This is a genomic window from Amycolatopsis sp. cmx-4-61, assembly GCF_046548775.1.
Taxonomy (GTDB): Bacteria; Actinomycetota; Actinomycetes; order Mycobacteriales; family Pseudonocardiaceae; genus Amycolatopsis.
Map to the genome: position 1 here is coordinate 352002 of NZ_JAEBEI010000003.1, position 14288 is coordinate 366289.

Below are 14288 nucleotides of genomic sequence, written 5' to 3' on the forward strand. Positions count from 1 at the left end.
AGCCGTGAAACGGCCGCGTTAAGCAATTCTCTCCGCCTTCCCGGACCCGTCAGCGCGAAACCGGGCAAAAAGGACGGTTACTCCGCCGGTTCGCCACTCCAGCCACCCGAACGGCGTAGCGAGAAGCGCTTCCGGCGTAACAGTTCACCGCGCTCTCCCGGTCGGCGGCGGCCCTCCTTTACCTGGCCTTCACGTGAGGATCACACCCGGAAACAAAACAGCTGGTTTTCTGCTCCCCGCATCCCCGTTCTTTTCCCCCCGCTGCGGCATTCTTTCCCTGCGGGCGGATCCGGCGTTCCTTGGAGGACGAAAACCGTGCGACGACCCGCATTGCGCCGTGACCACGTCATCGCCGCGAGCCTGGCCGGCGCCGTCGTGGTCGTCGTCGGCTACGCGTCCGGCATCGGCCTGCGGCCCGGCGGCGCCGCCGACGCGGCCACCCCGCCCGCGGTCGCCGACGGCGGGCACCCCGCCACCGCGGAAACGCCGGAGGCGCCACCCATCCCGTCCGCGCAGCCGCCGTCGGACGTCCCGGTGCTCCCGCTGCCCGCGGTCCCCGTCGGCAACCAGCCCGGCCAGTCGATCCAGCCGCCTCCGTCGATGCCCGGCGGCGGCGTCGTCGCCGTGCCACCCCAAGAGCCGGAACCGACGTCCCCGCCGGCGCCGACGACACCGACCACCCCCGCAACCCCGGCGCCCCCGCCGCCCGGCGCCGATCTGCCCGCCTGCGAACCCGGTGCGGCACAACAGGTCCTGGACACGGTCGGCGGGCTCCCGCTGCTGGGCACGGTGACCTCCGGTCTCGGCGTCACCGGCCCGAACGGGCTCGGCGCACTCGTCCTCGGCTACTGCCGCACGTCCGACGGCGGTGTCGAGCCCGCGATGGTGCCGGCTCCGGCCGCCGTCCCGAATGGACGGTGAGCGGTGGACTCCGTCAAGGCGTGGTACGTCTTCGCCCGCGCCGTCGACTACACCGGACTGACGCTGTTCGCCGGCGGGCTGCTGTTCCTGGCCGTGTTGTGGCCGACGGGCGCCGGCCACCGCGGGGCCCGGTCGGTGCTGGTGACGGGCTGGCTCCTCGGCCTGGCCGGCACGCTCGCCGGGCTGGGCCTGCAAGCCGCGTGGGCCGCGCAGCGCCCCGCCGCCGACTTCCTGTCCTGGGACCTCCTCTCGCAAGCCCTCGGCGGCCAGTTCGGGCGCATCTGGTTCGCCCGCGCCCTGCTGTGGCTGCTCGGCGGGGTCGTGCTGGCCTGGCTGCTGCAACGCGGCCGTGACGCCGCGACGGCGTTGCCCTGGCGGGCCGGGGCCGGCGCGGTCCTGCTCGGCCTGCTCCGCACGACCGGGCTCACCGGCCACGCGGTGGAGAGCACCCGGCCGTGGCTGACGCAGCTCGCGGACTTCGCCCATCTCGCGGGGGCTTCCGCGTGGATCGGCGGCCTGGCCGTGCTGCTGTTCGGCGTGCTGGCCCGCCGCGATCCCGGCGAACTCGCCTCGGTCATCCCGCGGTATTCGAAACTCGCCATGACGTCGGTCGCCGTGGTGGTCACCGCGGGTGTCGTGCTCGCCTGGCAGACCGTGGGTACCGTCGGCCGGGTCTTCGGCACCGCGTACGGCCGGACCCTGCTGGTCAAGCTCGCGGTCCTCGCCGTCGTGCTCCTCGCCGCGCAGGCCAGCCGCAGCTGGGTCGGCCGCCGCCTGGACTTCGCCGTCGTCCTGCGCGGCGACGCCGGCACCGTCCGCCCGTTCGTCTATTCCGTCGCCGCCGAGACCACGCTCGTCATCGTGGTCCTCCTCGCGGCGAGCTTCCTCGTCACGGCCAGTCCCGGCCGCTGATTGCGCACCCTGCGAAAGGAGTCCTGATGGACTGCCCCGAAACCGCCCCCGAGCAGCCGGAGGTGGTGCGGCGACGACGGAGCTGGCCGGTCGCCGTGGCGATCCTCGCCTTGGCGACCGCCTTGTTCAGCCTCGCCACCCTCCGCGGCGCGCAGACCGAACAGGCCGCCCCCGCGGCGGCCACGAACGTCGACCTCGCCGCGCTCGCCCGGCAAAGCCCCCTGGCCGTCCCGCTGTACCGGGGACTGGCCCAGGAACAGGCCGGAGGCGCCGCTCCCGCCGCGGCGCCGTCGACGAAGCCGGTCGACGCGATGGGCTACAAGTTCACCCCGGCGAACCTGACCATCTCGGTCGGCGACACGGTGACCTGGACCAACCACGACACCGCGCCGCACAACATCGTCGTCACCGACGGGCCGGAGAAGTTCACGTCCCCGACGCTGCAGACCGGGCAGACGTTCAGCCACACCTTCACGAAGGCCGGGACCTACTCCTACTACTGCGCCATCCACCCGGACATGAAGGCCACCATCACCGTCACGGGTGCGGCGCCGACCAGCGTCCCACCCACCTCCGCCCCGACCTCGGCCCCGACGTCCGCGCCGACGTCGCCGCCGACCCACTCGATGCCGATGCCGTCCACCCCGGCCGGCGGCTCCTGCGTGCCGAAGTCGGTCCTGCAGCCGATCATCGACCACATCAGGAGCGCACACCTGGAGACCTCACCGGGTCAGCAGGTGCAGGACATCCTCAACCTGGACCAGTACATCAAGACCCACACGGTGTGGCTGGAAACCGTGCTCGCGCCGGCGTTCGACGGGTCGGCGGACAAGGTCGTCACCGACACGCTGGCGCCGATCATCGCGCACATCAAGAGCGCGCACCTCGAGGAGTCGCTGGGCCAGCAGGTGACCGACCTGCTGAACCTCGACCAGTACATCAAGACGCACACGGTGTGGCTCGAAAACGTGCTCACGCCGTTGCTGAACCAGGCGAGCTGCTGACCCTCACGACCCCGGGTGGCCCGGCCGGAGTCCCCGGCCGGGCCACCACCCCACGGAGAGAGCCCATGCCCGACACCGAACTCCTGCCCGCCACCGTCCTCCGTACCCTGCGGCGTGACCGCTGCGTCGTCGAGCCGTCGATCCGCCTGCTGCGCGTGCCCGTGCTCCGCGGCCGCCTCGCCGCCACCGGCGGTCACCTCGACCTCGACGGCCGGCACCTCACGCTGACGCTCGACGCAGACCCGGTCCGGCTCGGGCCCAAGCCGCTGCGCCGGGCCCTCACCGGTGCCCGGGGCCTGCGCGCCGCCGACCACCCCGCCATCACCTTCACCAGCGCGAACCTCCACGTCGGCCCCGGCGACGCCGTCGACGTCACCGGCAAGGTCGAGGTCGCCGGCGCGCCCCGGCACCTGCACCTCACCGGCGACCTGCGGCGGGCCGGCGACGAGAGCATCGTGCTGTGGGTCAAGGGAACGCTGCCCGCCCCGCGCCGCAGGCCGCGCCGCCTCGGGATCGTCGCGCGGCTGCTGGCCGGCCGCCGGATCCACGTCGAGATCGCCGCGGAGTTCGTCCGATGAGGCGCGCCGCCGCCCTCGCGGCCACCGGGCTGGTCCTCGTGCTCCACACCGTTCTCGCCGCCGCCCCGGCCCAGGCGGCCACCACGCAGGTGATGATGTCGGGCTACGCGTTCTCCCCGGCCACGCTCACCGTCCACGTCGGCGACACCGTGACGTGGGTGCAGCACGACCAGGCCCCGCACGACGCGACGACCACCAGCGCGCCCGTTTCCTTCCACAGCCCGCAGCTGTCCGAAGGGCAGAGCTGGAGCTACATGTTCCGCACCCCCGGGACCTACGCCTACTACTGCTCGGTCCACCCGGACATGCGGGCCACGGTGACCGTCCTGCCCGCGGCCACCACCGCGCCACTCCCGCCGAAAGCCACCCCGGCCCCGGCGGTCCAGAACCCGCCGAAACAGCAACCCGCCACGGCCAAGCCGGCGCCGGTCACCTCGGCGGCCGCCGCGTCCACCTCGGCGGCCGCGGCCGTGCCGGCGAGCACCGGCTCCTCCGCGGCGCCACCACCGGTGGCACCACCGCAGCAGCTCGCGTCGGCCACCGCGCCCGCCCTCGATCCGATGCTGCTCGTCGCCGGGCTGGTAACCGGAATCGCCGTCCTGTGCCTGCTGCTGCTCGGCTCCCGCCGCGCGTCGTGACCGAGACCTGATGCGAAACCCGGAAAGCTCAGCGCGCAGTGGACGGCCTCTCACCGCTCGACACCATCGCCGGCCACCCAAGATCGGGCTGGGTGAAGCGCTTTCGGAGGGGATTCGTGGCTCCGCGCTGGGCATCGCCTCGGTTCAGCGCGCCGATCCGGCCGTATCGAGCAGCCACGACGCGGCCACCGCGGCCCCATCGGTCCGCATCGCGGCCGCGACCGCCCGGGCCCGGGCAGCGGTTTCCGGCGCCAAGGCCCGCTCGAGCGCGCTCGACAGCGACTCGACCGTCGGCGCCGGACCCTCACATGGCCACCCCGATGCCCAGCTCGGCCACCCGCCCGGCCCAGTACGGCTGGCCCACCGTCTGGACGACCACCACCTGCGGCGCGCCGGCCCGCGCGGCCACCGTCGTCGTGCCGGCCCCACCGTGCTGCACCACCGCGGCCATCCGCGCGAAAGGGCGTGCAGGTTGACCTCGCCGACCGCGCAGCAGTCCGCGCCATCGTCCATCAGCGACAGATCGGCCCAGCCCCGCCCGACGACCACCCGGCGCCCCTGGGCCCGGATCGCCTCGATGGCCACCTCGGCGACGTCGGCCGGGGCGCGCATGCTGCCGAACCCCACGTACACCGGCGGATCACCGGCATCGAGGAACGCCGTGACCCCGGCAGGCAGCGGGCGGTCGTCCGGCAGGATCCACGCACCGGTCTGCCCGGCGTCGAGGTCCGACGGCTCGGGCCACGGCGCCGGCACCGGATCCGCGGCCGGCCAGGGCCGGTCGGTCAGGACGTGGCGGCGGACGTCGTCGACGGCGGGCAGGCCCATCGCCGCCCGGTGGGCGTTGAGCGCGGCGCCGAACACCTCGTTGTGGTTGCGGGCGTCCAGCTCCCACCGCGCCTGGTGGTCGGTCGCCTCGGGCGGGAACGGCCGTCCCGCGAGCGGCACCGGCGAATGGTGCGGCGAGGCAGGATGACCGGGCAGTAGCTCGCGTACCGGTAGCGCGATCCCGGGCCCGCAGTTTCTACCGACGACCACCCGCGCGTCACGTGCGGCCGAGCCGGGTGTCCCGGCAAAATTGCCCACCCCCGCGGCGATTCCTCCGTGCTTCACTGCCCGCATGGTGAAGAAGCTGGCCACCGCCGTGGCTGTCCTGAGCGTCGCCGCCGCAACCCTCGCTGCCCCCGCGGACGCGGCGACGAGGTACTACCAGGAGACCGTCAGCGGCGGCACCAAGTCGGCGTGCGAGGCGGCCGGATCGCAGCTCGCGCAGCAGAAGATGGCCGAGGGGTACCTCGTCACGTGGATCGGCTGCACGTACTCGAACTTCTACTTCTACGGCGTCGTCCGCTGGTCCGACTGACGGCGTAGGCCGTCGCGATCGCCGTCGGCGACCCGATTCCGGCCGACCCCGGCGGTCCACGGAGACAGATCGACCGCCGGGGTAGGCATTTCAGGAGACCGGAACCTCCACCTCGCGCGCGGGAAGGGGCTCGGCGACAGCCGCCGGCGGGGCGGGGCTGAACTGCCGGCGTACCCACAGCGGGCCGAGCAGGAGCAGCAGCAACGCGGCGAGCGGCATCATCGAGGACGCCAGCTGTTGCCCGGCCGTCAGGGCCATCGGCGCCGGCGGGAACTCCGGCACGCCCACCCACCAGAACACCCGCAGGGTGAACGCCGCCGTCAGCACCGCCGTCACCGCCGCCAGGGCGGCCGAACGCCGCTCGTACGCACGCATCGCCAGCCACACCAGGAGCGGGATCACCGCCACCCAGTGGTGCTCCCAGCTCACCGGGGACACCAGGAGGCCGGTGAGCGCCGCGGCGCAGAAGCCCAGGAAGTCGCTGCCGCGGTGGTGGACGTAGCGAGCCACCGCCAGCCCCAGGACGGCGACCATCGCCAGGACCACCAGCCACCAGATGGCGAACGTCCCGTTGTGCAGCACCCTGGCCAGCACGGCCGCCAGGGACTGGTTGGGCGTGCCGAACACCGAGCCCGCCCGCGACGACTCGAACACCAGGCCACCCCAGTACTTCAGGGAGTCGGCCGGGGCGACGGCGAATCCGGCCGCGACCGCGGCCACGAACGCCAGCACCGCCGTCCGGGCCGCCTTCCACTGGCCGGTGACCAGCAGGTAGGCGACGAAGATCAAGGGCGTCACCTTCAGCGCCGCCGCCACGCCGATGCCGGCGCCGCGCCACCGGCCCGCGCCACGGCGGAAGTCCAGCAGCACCAGGAGGAAGACGAACGCGTTGATCTGGCCGAAGATCAGGTGGATGCGGGTCGGCAGCAGGCAGAACACGAGCGCGAGGCCGGCGACGGTCAGGACGGTGCGCCGCCCGGTGCCGCGGACGCCGGCGACGCCGAGGGTGATCCACACGACCGCGCCCAGCGCGACCAGCGTCGCGGTGTTCCACAGCAGACCGGCCACGCCGAACGGCAGGAAGGTCAACGGCGTGAAGAACAGCACCGCGGTCAACGGCGGGTACAGGTACGGCATGGGCCCGTACAACGGCGACATGACGACCACGTCGTAGAGGGACTGGCCGTCGCGCACCGCATGGCCGGTGGCGTCGTAGACCCAGAGGTCCGCCAGCCAGCGGACGCCCCAGTGCGGGTCACGGGTGTAGACGGCCTGGGCGACCAGCGCCAGGACGAACGCCGTGGCGGTGATCGCGGACCAGGTGAGCACCCGGGCGCGGGTTTCAGTGCGAGCAGACACGATCGTCGACCTCCCTCGTGGGTTCGGTGAGCGGGACCGGCGGGCAGGGGCCGAGCAGCAGGTCGTCGTGGGTGGCCAGCCGCACCCGCGCTCCCTCGATCCCGAGGCGCTCCAAGACGCCGAGCGCGTCGAACTCGTCGCAGCCGTTGAGCAGCACCCCGGCGCCGGCGACCTCGTCGGTCACGCGCAGCGCGCCCGACGGCACGCGCACACCTTCGGGCAGCCACAGCACGGCGGCGATGTCGAACCTCGCGCGGCGACGCCGGGCGTCGCGGCGGGCCGCGCCGATCTCGTGCTCCACCGCGGCGGCGACCAGCCGGGCGGTGCGGTCCCAGCGGAACCCGGCCGCCCAGGCGCGGCAGCGCCGGGCGACCTCCTCGGCGTGGGCGGGGTCGGCCAGCCGGGTGAGGTGCCGGGCGACGGCGGGAGCCAGCTCGGCGGCCGAGCGCACGACCTCGCCCTCGCGCACGAAGTCCCGCGCACCCGCGGGCCCAACACAAGGCACGCCGTGGGCGGCGGCTTCCAGGATTCCGTACGGGGACACCTCGCTGTCCGCCGCGCAGACGAGCAGCCACGCCCGACGCAACAGCGCGATCCGGCCGGCGTCGGGCAGGCGGCCGCGGAAGGCCACCACGTCCGTCACGCCCGCTTCGTGCGCGACGCGGCGCCACCGGGCCAGGTCCGGCCCGTCGCCCAGCACCTCCACGCGCAGCCGCGGTGTCCGCGGCAGGTCGCGCAGCAGCACGTCCAGGTGCGGCCCGAGCGCCGGCACGACCACCAGGGGGTCGGGAGCGCGCTCGCCGTCGCCCGTCGCGGCCGGGGCGCCGGGCGGCGCGACGAGCACCGGACCGCGCAGGCCCGGGCGCCCGCGCAGCTGGTGACGCGCCGACGGGGACGGCACGACGGTCGCACGGTGGTCAGCACCCCACCGCGCCGGGTGACGACCGACCCGCCGGGCCGTGGTCCCCGGCGAGCCCGCCTCCAGCCGCACGACCGGCGTGCGGCGGCCCAGGAGCGGCGCCACCGGCCAGCCGGTCGCGTCCACCACCGCGTCGAACCGGTGGGCCCGGCGCAGCAGCCAGGCCACCAAGGCCGACGGGCGCGCGAAACGCAGCCGCTCCACGCCACCGGCCACCTCGCGGCCGGGCGCCCCGGTCACCGCCCAGGTGACCCGCGTGCCGCCGTCGGCCCAGCGCCGGGTGACCTCGTGGACGTAGCGCTCCCGCTCCCCCGCCGCCGGGTGCGCCAGGTCGTGCTCGGACACGACCAGCACGCTTCGCCGGGTGCTCATCGCGCCTCCGCCCGGTACAGGCGCAGCAGGTCCGCGAACGCCGCGGGACCGTCGTGCAGGGGCCGGAAGGAGGACCGCTGGTCGTCGGCCCAGTCGACCGGCAGTTCGGCGATGCGCCCGCCCGCCAGCCGGATCTGCCGCAGCAGCTCCACGTCGAACGCGAACCCGTCGACGCGGCAGCGGGCGAGCGCCCGCTGCACCGCGGCCCGTTCGAAGAGCTTGAACCCGCACTGGGTGTCGTGCACCTCGGGGACCAGGCGGCGGGCCATCGCCCGGAACACCGCGCCGCCGACGCGGCGGCCCAGTGGCTGCGGGTGCACCAGCCGCGCACCCGGTGCGTGGCGGGAGGCGATGGCCGCCGCCGCGCCGGCCTCGAGTTCGGCCACCGCCCAGGTCAGCGTCCGGATCGGGGTGGACAGGTCGGCGTCGACGAACCCGGCGAACCGGGAGGTGCTGCTCTCCAGGCCACGGCGCACGGCCGCGCCCTTGCCGGGGCGGGCGCAGCCGATGACCACGACGTCGGGGTATCCGGCGACGGCCGTGGCGGTGCCGTCGGTGCTGCCGTTGTCCACCACGACGACCCGCGACCGCCACGGCCGCCCGGCCAGGAACGCGGTCAGCTCGGCCAGGGTCGCCGGCAGCCGGCTCGCCTCGTTGAACGCCGGCACCACGAGCTCGAGGTCGACCGCGGACCGCGGGTGCGGGTCGCGGGCGCCGCGTTGGCGGGGCACGGCGACCGGGTCCGCCGTCATGACGGATCCTCCTCGGCGTCCGCGACCAGCGAGCCGCGCGCGGTGGTGTGCCGGGAGGCGAACAGCTTCGGGTGGTTCGCCCGGATGCCGCCGACGACCGTGTCGTACGGGAAGTCGGCGAACTCGCCGTGCTCGCGCAGGAACTCCATGTGCCGCCGGCCGTCCTCGTCGTACGGGTGGTACATGCTGTCGGTGCGGCCGTCGAAGTCCAGCGGCTTGATCCGGTAGAGCTTGCACAGCATCTTGTTGAACACCGGCGTGGCCCGCACCCACCGGCCGTCCAGGAAGACGGTGGTGAGGCTGTGGTAGGTGAAGACGTTGCCGCCCATCAGTTCTTCCAGCTTCGGCGACGCCAGGTGGTTGCGCACGTCGCCGTAGTAGAGGCGGCTGGGGATGCCGACCGAGCGCACGGCCGCGGCGTACACGACGGACTTGTGCACGCAGAAGCCCGTGCCGCGCTCGATGGTGCGGCTCGCCTTGAGGCCGGCGCGGGACAGGTCGGCGCCGTAGACCTCGTAGTGGATGCCGTCGCGCACCGCGTAGTACAGGGCGCAGGCCCGCTGGATGTCCGTCATGCCCTCGCCGCCGCCGGGCAGCGCCCGGCGGACGAAGTCGCGGACGACGTCGCTGTCGTGGTCGAGGAACTCGGTGGCGCGCAGCAGGTCCGCGTGCGGATCGGCGTTGACCGTTGGCACTGACATCGTTGCACTCCCCTCAGAGACCGATCATGGAAGCGATGCGCTGCCGCTGGATGTCGGAGGTGCCGGAGTAGATCGTCCCGGCGACGGCGTTGCGCAGGTCTTTCTCCAGGCCGTACTCGGCGGTGTAGCCGTAGCCGCCGAAGAGCTGCACCGCCGACAGGGCGGTGCTGAGGTTGGCTTCGCTGGCGAGCAGCTTGCTGATCGCCAGGTCCACGGTGACGTTCTCACCCCGCTGGAGTTTCGCGGCGGTGTCGTAGATCCACTTGCGGGCGGTCTCCACGGCGATGCGCATCTCCACGACCCGGTTGGACACCGACTGGAACGAGCCGATCTTCTGTCCGAACTGGACACGGCTGCGGGCGTAGTCGACGCAGCGCTCCAGGCGGTGCTGCATCTCGCCGGTGTTGATGACGAAGGAGCAGAGGATCTCCCACTTCATCACGTGGTCGAGGACGAGGAACCCCGCCCCGGGCGAGCCGACGACGTTGGCCGCGGGCACCCGGCAGTCGTCGAAGAACAGCTCGCTCAGCGGTGAGGTGCGCAGGCCCATCTTGGCCACCGGCGGCCCCACGGTCAGGCCGGGTGTGTCGCGCTCGACGAGGAACGCGGTGAGCGCGGCCGGGCTGCCGCGCTTGCCGGTGCGGGCGTAGACGACGATCACGTCGGCCAGCGGCCCGTTGCTGGTGAACGCCTTGCTGCCGTTGAGGACGTAGTGGTCGCCGTCGCGGACCGCGGCGGTGCGCATGCTCATGACGTCCGAGCCGCCCTCGGGTTCGGTGATGGCGTGCGCCCCGATGATCGACCCGTCGCAGACCTTGGTGAGGAAGCGGTCTTTCAGCTCCGGCGAGCCGAAGCGCTGCAGTGGCACGCCGGTGCTGACCATGTGGGTCGACACCGAGAAGCTGAAGCCGCCGTCGCGGCAGGCGTGGCCCAGGCCCTCCAGCACGTACAGGGTGGTCAGCAGGTCCTGGCCGAGGCCGCCCCACTGCTCGCCGAAGGGCAGGCCGAGCAGGCCCGTCTCGCGCAGCACCTTCCAGGCGCCGTCGGCGAACTCGCCGGCGGCGTCGCGCTCGACGTGGCCCTCGCCGAGCACCGGGCCGAGCTCTTCGATGGCCGCGCGCAGGGCGCGCTGCTCTTCGTTCCACTCGATCATCGCGTCACACCCCTTCCGCGACCGCGACCCGCCGCTCGCGCAGCGCGGTGCGGTCGGTCTTGCCGGTGGAGGTCCGGGGCAGGGCGTCGTCACCGATTTCGAACGCGCCGGGGATGGCCGTCCGCGGCAACGCGGCCGCGCAGTGCGCCCGCAGGTGCAACCCGTTGAGCCCGGAGCCGGGCGCCCGGCGGACGACCGCGTGCAGCACGGTTCCGGCTTCCTCGTCCGGAAGCGGGAGCACCGCGGCCTCCAGCACGTCCGGATGCGTGAGCAGGACCTGTTCGACCTCCTGGACGTTGGTGCGCACACCCCGGACCTTCACCTGGTGGTCGGTGCGGCCGGTGAGGTGCACGAGGCCGGCCTCGTCGCGGTGGACCAGGTCGCCGGTGCGGAACCAGCCGTCGTGCCACCGGCCGCGGTCGAGGCCGGGATCGAGGTAGCCCTCGGCGCGGAACGGTGTGCGCACGACCAGCTCACCGCGGTCGGCTTCGCGGCCTTCCCCGTCGAGGATGCGGAACTCGACCCCGTCGATGGGCGCGCCGATCGGCGCCGGCGCGCGGCCCGGGTCGATGCGGTGCAGGAAGCTGTCGTTGGTTTCGGTGCAGCCGTAGACGTTCCACAGCCGCGCACGCGGGAACGCCGCCGCGACGTCGGCCAGCAGCGCGGGCGGCGCGACGTCCCCGGTCAGCAGCACCTCCCGCACGCTCGGGAAGACCTGTCCCGTGCCGGTGACCAGCCGGAAGAACAGCGGCACCGCCTGCACCACGGCGGGTGCCCGCTGGGCGGTCAGCTCCGCCAGGTGACCGCCGTCGGTGGCGCGGGCCGGGTCGACCAGGTCCGAGCAGGCGCCCGCGGCCAGCGCCGCCCACACGTCCAGCAGGCACAGGTCGAAGTTCAGCGGGGCGTAGTTGAGCACCCCGGTGCCGGGGCCGATGCCGAACGCCCCGGCCGCCCAGGCGAGGAAGCGGTCCACGCCCCGTTCGGCGAGCACGACGACCTTCGGGGTGCCGGTGGAGCCGGACGTGGTCAGCAGCAGGCCGGGTCCGGGCAGCGAAGCGGCGTCCGCGCCGGTGGTCCGCACGCCGTCCGGGGTGAGCACGTGCGAGCAGCCGGCCTGCTCGCACAGCCGCAGCAGCGCGTCGTGGCCGAGCGACGCCGAGGGCAGGAGCACCCGCCTGCCCGCGCGGAAGCACGCGATGAGCAGGGCGACGGTCTCGGGCGACTTGTGCGCGGGCACGCACACCGGCGCGTCCGGCGGAAGGTGCTGCAGCAGCGGCGCGGCCGTTCGGGCCAGCCGGTCCAGGGTGGCGTAGTCCACCACCGCCCCGGCCCAGGACAGCGCCGGGGCGTGCGGCCGGGCGTCCACCTGGCCGGCGAACGCGGTGACGAAGGATCTGGTGGGCATGGTGGTTCCCCTCGGGAGTTCGGGAGTGGTGGGGTTACCGGTGGGTGGTCAGGAGGCCGCCCCCGCCCGGCACGGTCGCGTCCAGTCCGGTGAGGTCGAGCAGCCGCCACAGGCACGCCTGGTTGGAGGTCACTACCGGCACGCCGAGCTTCCGCTCCAGCTCGTCGACGGCCTCCCAGGAGCGGAACCCGCTGCCGGGCAGCAGCACGCCGTCGGCGTGGGCCGGGAAGGCGTCGGCGGCCTGGCGGCACACCTCGGCGGGGTGGACGTCCCAGCGCCCGCCGCGGTCGAACAGCCGGTGCGCCTCGACGCCGTCCCAGCGCTCGCCCAGTCGGAAGGGCACCACCGCGGCGGGCGGGAACCCGGCGGCCGTGAGGTAGTCGCCGGTGGCGGCGAAGGTGGGCGTGGTGAACCACGGCGGCGCGAGCACCAGGGGCCGGCGCACGCCGAGCGTGGCCAGCGCGGCGCGGATCGCCTGCCCGGCGGTGTAGACGGGCGCGCCGCCGGTCAGCTCGGCCGCCGCGGTCGTGAAGCCGTCGTCGAACTGCAGGCCGCCGAAGAAGCTGGCCGAGCCGAAGCACAGGCAGATCGCCGAGACGCCGAGCTCGCCGAGTTGCTCGAGACCGCGCCGCACGTCCGGGGCGTTCACCATCCGTTCCCACGACTCGCTGGTGTATTCGGCGCCGGTGCGGGTGGGGCTTTCGAAGCGGGCCGCGTGGACGGTCACCCCGGGCGGCGCCATGGCCCACAGCTCCGCCTCGACCACCGGGTCGTTGTGCACCACCAGCACACCCAGCCGCACCGTCCAGGCCTGCCCCTTCACGACCGGCTCCCTTCGCGCCGGGGCAGCCCGAACCAGGCCAGGAGGGCGCCGCCGGCCGCCGCGGCGGCGGTGGTGACGAAGGCCCAGGCGAACGCGCCGGCGTCGGGATCGCGGCCGAGCACCAGCACCAGGACGGCCACGCCGAGCGCGCCCGCCATGTACTGCGAGGTGGTCATCAGGGCGCTTCCCGTGCCCTGGTTGCGGTCTTCGACGTCGGCCGTGCCCGCGATGAACATCGACACGTAGGTCACGCCGTGCGCGAAGCCGGTGACCAGCAGGCCGGGCAGCAGGTGGGTGACGTAGCCGTCGCCGTGCACCTGGACAGCGAGCAGGAGCAGGCCGGCGGCGTCGGCGACGAACGCCAGCGCGAGCGTCGCCCGCACCCCGATCGCGCCGACGATCCGGGCGGCCACGGAGTTGGCCACCGCGATCGCCACCGCCATCGGCAGAAACGCCAGGCCCGCGGCCAGCGGGCTGTAGCCGCGCAGCTGCTGCACCAGCAGGGTCACCACGAAGAACTGGTTGCCGACGCTGGCCATGTAGAGGGCGGTGGCGCCGCAGCCGGCCAAAAGCGAGCGGGTGCGCCGCAGCATCGGGTCGATCAGCGGGCGGGCGCTGCGGCGCTCCTGGAACGCGAACGCGGCCAGCAGCACCGCCGCCGCGCCGAACGCGGCCAGCGTGCCCGGATCGGTCCAGCCGCCCCGCGCCGCCAGCGTCAGTGCCAGCGCGACGGACAGCACGGTGCCGGTGCACAGGGCCGCGCTGGGCACGTTGAGCCCACCGCGCCCGGCGGTCGTGGTTTCCGCGCGTGGCAACAGTTTCGGCGCGGCGAAGGCGCACACCACCGCCAGCGGCAGGTTGATCAGGAAGACCCCCCGCCAGGACACGGTGGCCAGCAGGCCACCGAGGACGACCCCGGCGGCCAGGCCCGACGCGCCGACGGTGCCCCACACCCCGAGCGCGCGGTTGCGGGCGGGACCGGCGGCGAACGTGGTGTTGATCAGGGCGATGACCGCGGGCTGGAGCACCGCGGCCGCCACGCCCTGGGCGGCGCGGGCCACCAGCAGCAGCGGCGCGCTGGGCGCGAGGCCGCCCGCCAGCGAAGCCAGCCCGAACAGCAGCATGGCGGCGACGAACAGGGTGCGCGGGCCGAACCGGTCCGAGGCCCGGCCGCCGACGACGAGGAACCCGGCGAAGAACACCGCGTAGCCGCTGACCACCCACTGCAGGGAGCTTTCGCTCAGTGCCAGGTCCGCGCCGACGCTCGGCAGCGCGACGTAGACGATGGAGTAGTCGAGCGCGATGAGGAACTGGGCCACGGCGAGGACCGCGAGCGCCGCGTTCGCCGAGCGTCCGGGTGCCGTGACGGTTTCCCGGCTGGTCATGTG

16 protein-coding genes are annotated in these 14288 nt (G+C 74.0%); 7 read left to right on the plus strand and 9 right to left on the minus strand.

The window, feature by feature from the left end:
• Nucleotides 1-315 precede the first annotated feature (315 nt).
• The 5 genes from ACLJOU_RS14060 to ACLJOU_RS14080 all read left to right on the plus strand — a co-directional run bounded on the left by ACLJOU_RS14060 (nucleotide 316) and on the right by ACLJOU_RS14080 (nucleotide 4053).
• Nucleotides 316-921 (plus strand): hypothetical protein, encoded by a 606-nt coding sequence (locus tag ACLJOU_RS14060; RefSeq protein ID WP_410567324.1) that lies wholly within the window; start codon nucleotides 316-318, stop codon nucleotides 919-921.
• Between the two features lie 3 nt (nucleotides 922-924).
• Nucleotides 925-1833, plus strand: a complete 909-nt coding sequence (locus ACLJOU_RS14065; RefSeq protein WP_410567326.1) for a CopD family protein — start codon at nucleotides 925-927, stop codon at nucleotides 1831-1833.
• Nucleotides 1834-1859: 26 nt separating this feature from the next.
• On the plus strand, nucleotides 1860-2837 hold the full coding sequence (locus tag ACLJOU_RS14070) for a plastocyanin/azurin family copper-binding protein (RefSeq protein ID WP_410567328.1): 978 nt from the start codon (nucleotides 1860-1862) through the stop codon (nucleotides 2835-2837).
• A 65-nt stretch (nucleotides 2838-2902) separates the two neighbouring features.
• Nucleotides 2903-3415, plus strand: a complete 513-nt coding sequence (locus tag ACLJOU_RS14075) for a YceI family protein (protein WP_410567330.1) — start codon at nucleotides 2903-2905, stop codon at nucleotides 3413-3415.
• Nucleotides 3412-4053, plus strand: a complete 642-nt coding sequence (locus ACLJOU_RS14080; protein ID WP_410567332.1) for a cupredoxin family copper-binding protein — start codon at nucleotides 3412-3414, stop codon at nucleotides 4051-4053. The genes ACLJOU_RS14075 and ACLJOU_RS14080 overlap by 4 nt, the downstream gene beginning before the upstream one ends.
• Nucleotides 4054-4357: 304 nt before the next feature.
• Here ACLJOU_RS14080 and ACLJOU_RS14085 read toward each other — a convergent pair whose 3' ends face one another.
• Nucleotides 4358-4504 (minus strand): nucleotide disphospho-sugar-binding domain-containing protein, encoded by a 147-nt coding sequence (locus ACLJOU_RS14085; RefSeq protein WP_410567333.1) that lies wholly within the window; start codon nucleotides 4502-4504, stop codon nucleotides 4358-4360.
• 14 nt (nucleotides 4505-4518) lie between these two features.
• On the opposite strand from ACLJOU_RS14085, the gene ACLJOU_RS14090 reads away from it, so the two are divergent.
• Both ACLJOU_RS14090 and ACLJOU_RS14095 read left to right on the plus strand, forming a co-directional pair.
• Entirely contained in the window at nucleotides 4519-5040 is a 522-nt protein-coding gene (locus tag ACLJOU_RS14090) for a hypothetical protein (protein WP_410567335.1), read from the plus strand.
• Between the two features lie 133 nt (nucleotides 5041-5173).
• A complete protein-coding gene (locus ACLJOU_RS14095) occupies nucleotides 5174-5416 on the plus strand; it encodes a hypothetical protein (protein ID WP_410567337.1) in 243 nt (80 codons plus the stop codon).
• A 90-nt stretch (nucleotides 5417-5506) separates the two neighbouring features.
• Here the strand turns inward: ACLJOU_RS14095 and ACLJOU_RS14100 are convergent, their stop codons facing one another.
• From ACLJOU_RS14100 to ACLJOU_RS14135, 8 genes are read right to left on the minus strand one after another with little or no spacing between them, the layout of a single operon-like run.
• The gene (locus ACLJOU_RS14100; RefSeq protein WP_410567339.1) at nucleotides 5507-6775 is read right to left on the minus strand and encodes a glycosyltransferase 87 family protein; all 1269 of its coding nucleotides are present in this window, start codon (nucleotides 6773-6775) and stop codon (nucleotides 5507-5509) included.
• Nucleotides 6759-8066: a glycosyltransferase gene (locus ACLJOU_RS14105; RefSeq protein ID WP_410567341.1), complete on the minus strand. Its 1308-nt coding sequence runs from the start codon at nucleotides 8064-8066 to the stop codon at nucleotides 6759-6761. The genes ACLJOU_RS14100 and ACLJOU_RS14105 overlap by 17 nt, the downstream gene beginning before the upstream one ends.
• Nucleotides 8063-8818 (minus strand): glycosyltransferase, encoded by a 756-nt coding sequence (locus ACLJOU_RS14110; protein ID WP_410567342.1) that lies wholly within the window; start codon nucleotides 8816-8818, stop codon nucleotides 8063-8065. Before ACLJOU_RS14110 ends, ACLJOU_RS14105 begins: the two co-directional genes overlap by 4 nt.
• Nucleotides 8815-9519, minus strand: coding sequence for a transglutaminase-like domain-containing protein (locus tag ACLJOU_RS14115; RefSeq protein ID WP_410567344.1), 705 nt, complete (start codon nucleotides 9517-9519; stop codon nucleotides 8815-8817). The genes ACLJOU_RS14110 and ACLJOU_RS14115 overlap by 4 nt, the downstream gene beginning before the upstream one ends.
• Before the next feature lie 13 nt (nucleotides 9520-9532).
• Nucleotides 9533-10672, minus strand: a complete 1140-nt coding sequence (locus ACLJOU_RS14120) for an acyl-CoA dehydrogenase family protein (protein ID WP_410567346.1) — start codon at nucleotides 10670-10672, stop codon at nucleotides 9533-9535.
• Between the two features lie 4 nt (nucleotides 10673-10676).
• Nucleotides 10677-12077 (minus strand): AMP-binding protein, encoded by a 1401-nt coding sequence (locus tag ACLJOU_RS14125; RefSeq protein WP_410567348.1) that lies wholly within the window; start codon nucleotides 12075-12077, stop codon nucleotides 10677-10679.
• A 34-nt stretch (nucleotides 12078-12111) separates the two neighbouring features.
• Complete coding sequence (locus ACLJOU_RS14130) at nucleotides 12112-12900, minus strand: hypothetical protein (RefSeq protein ID WP_410567350.1); 789 nt, start codon at nucleotides 12898-12900, stop codon at nucleotides 12112-12114.
• Nucleotides 12897-14285, minus strand: coding sequence for an MFS transporter (locus ACLJOU_RS14135; protein WP_410567352.1), 1389 nt, complete (start codon nucleotides 14283-14285; stop codon nucleotides 12897-12899). The genes ACLJOU_RS14130 and ACLJOU_RS14135 overlap by 4 nt, the downstream gene beginning before the upstream one ends.
• Between the last annotated feature and the right edge of the window lie 3 nt (nucleotides 14286-14288).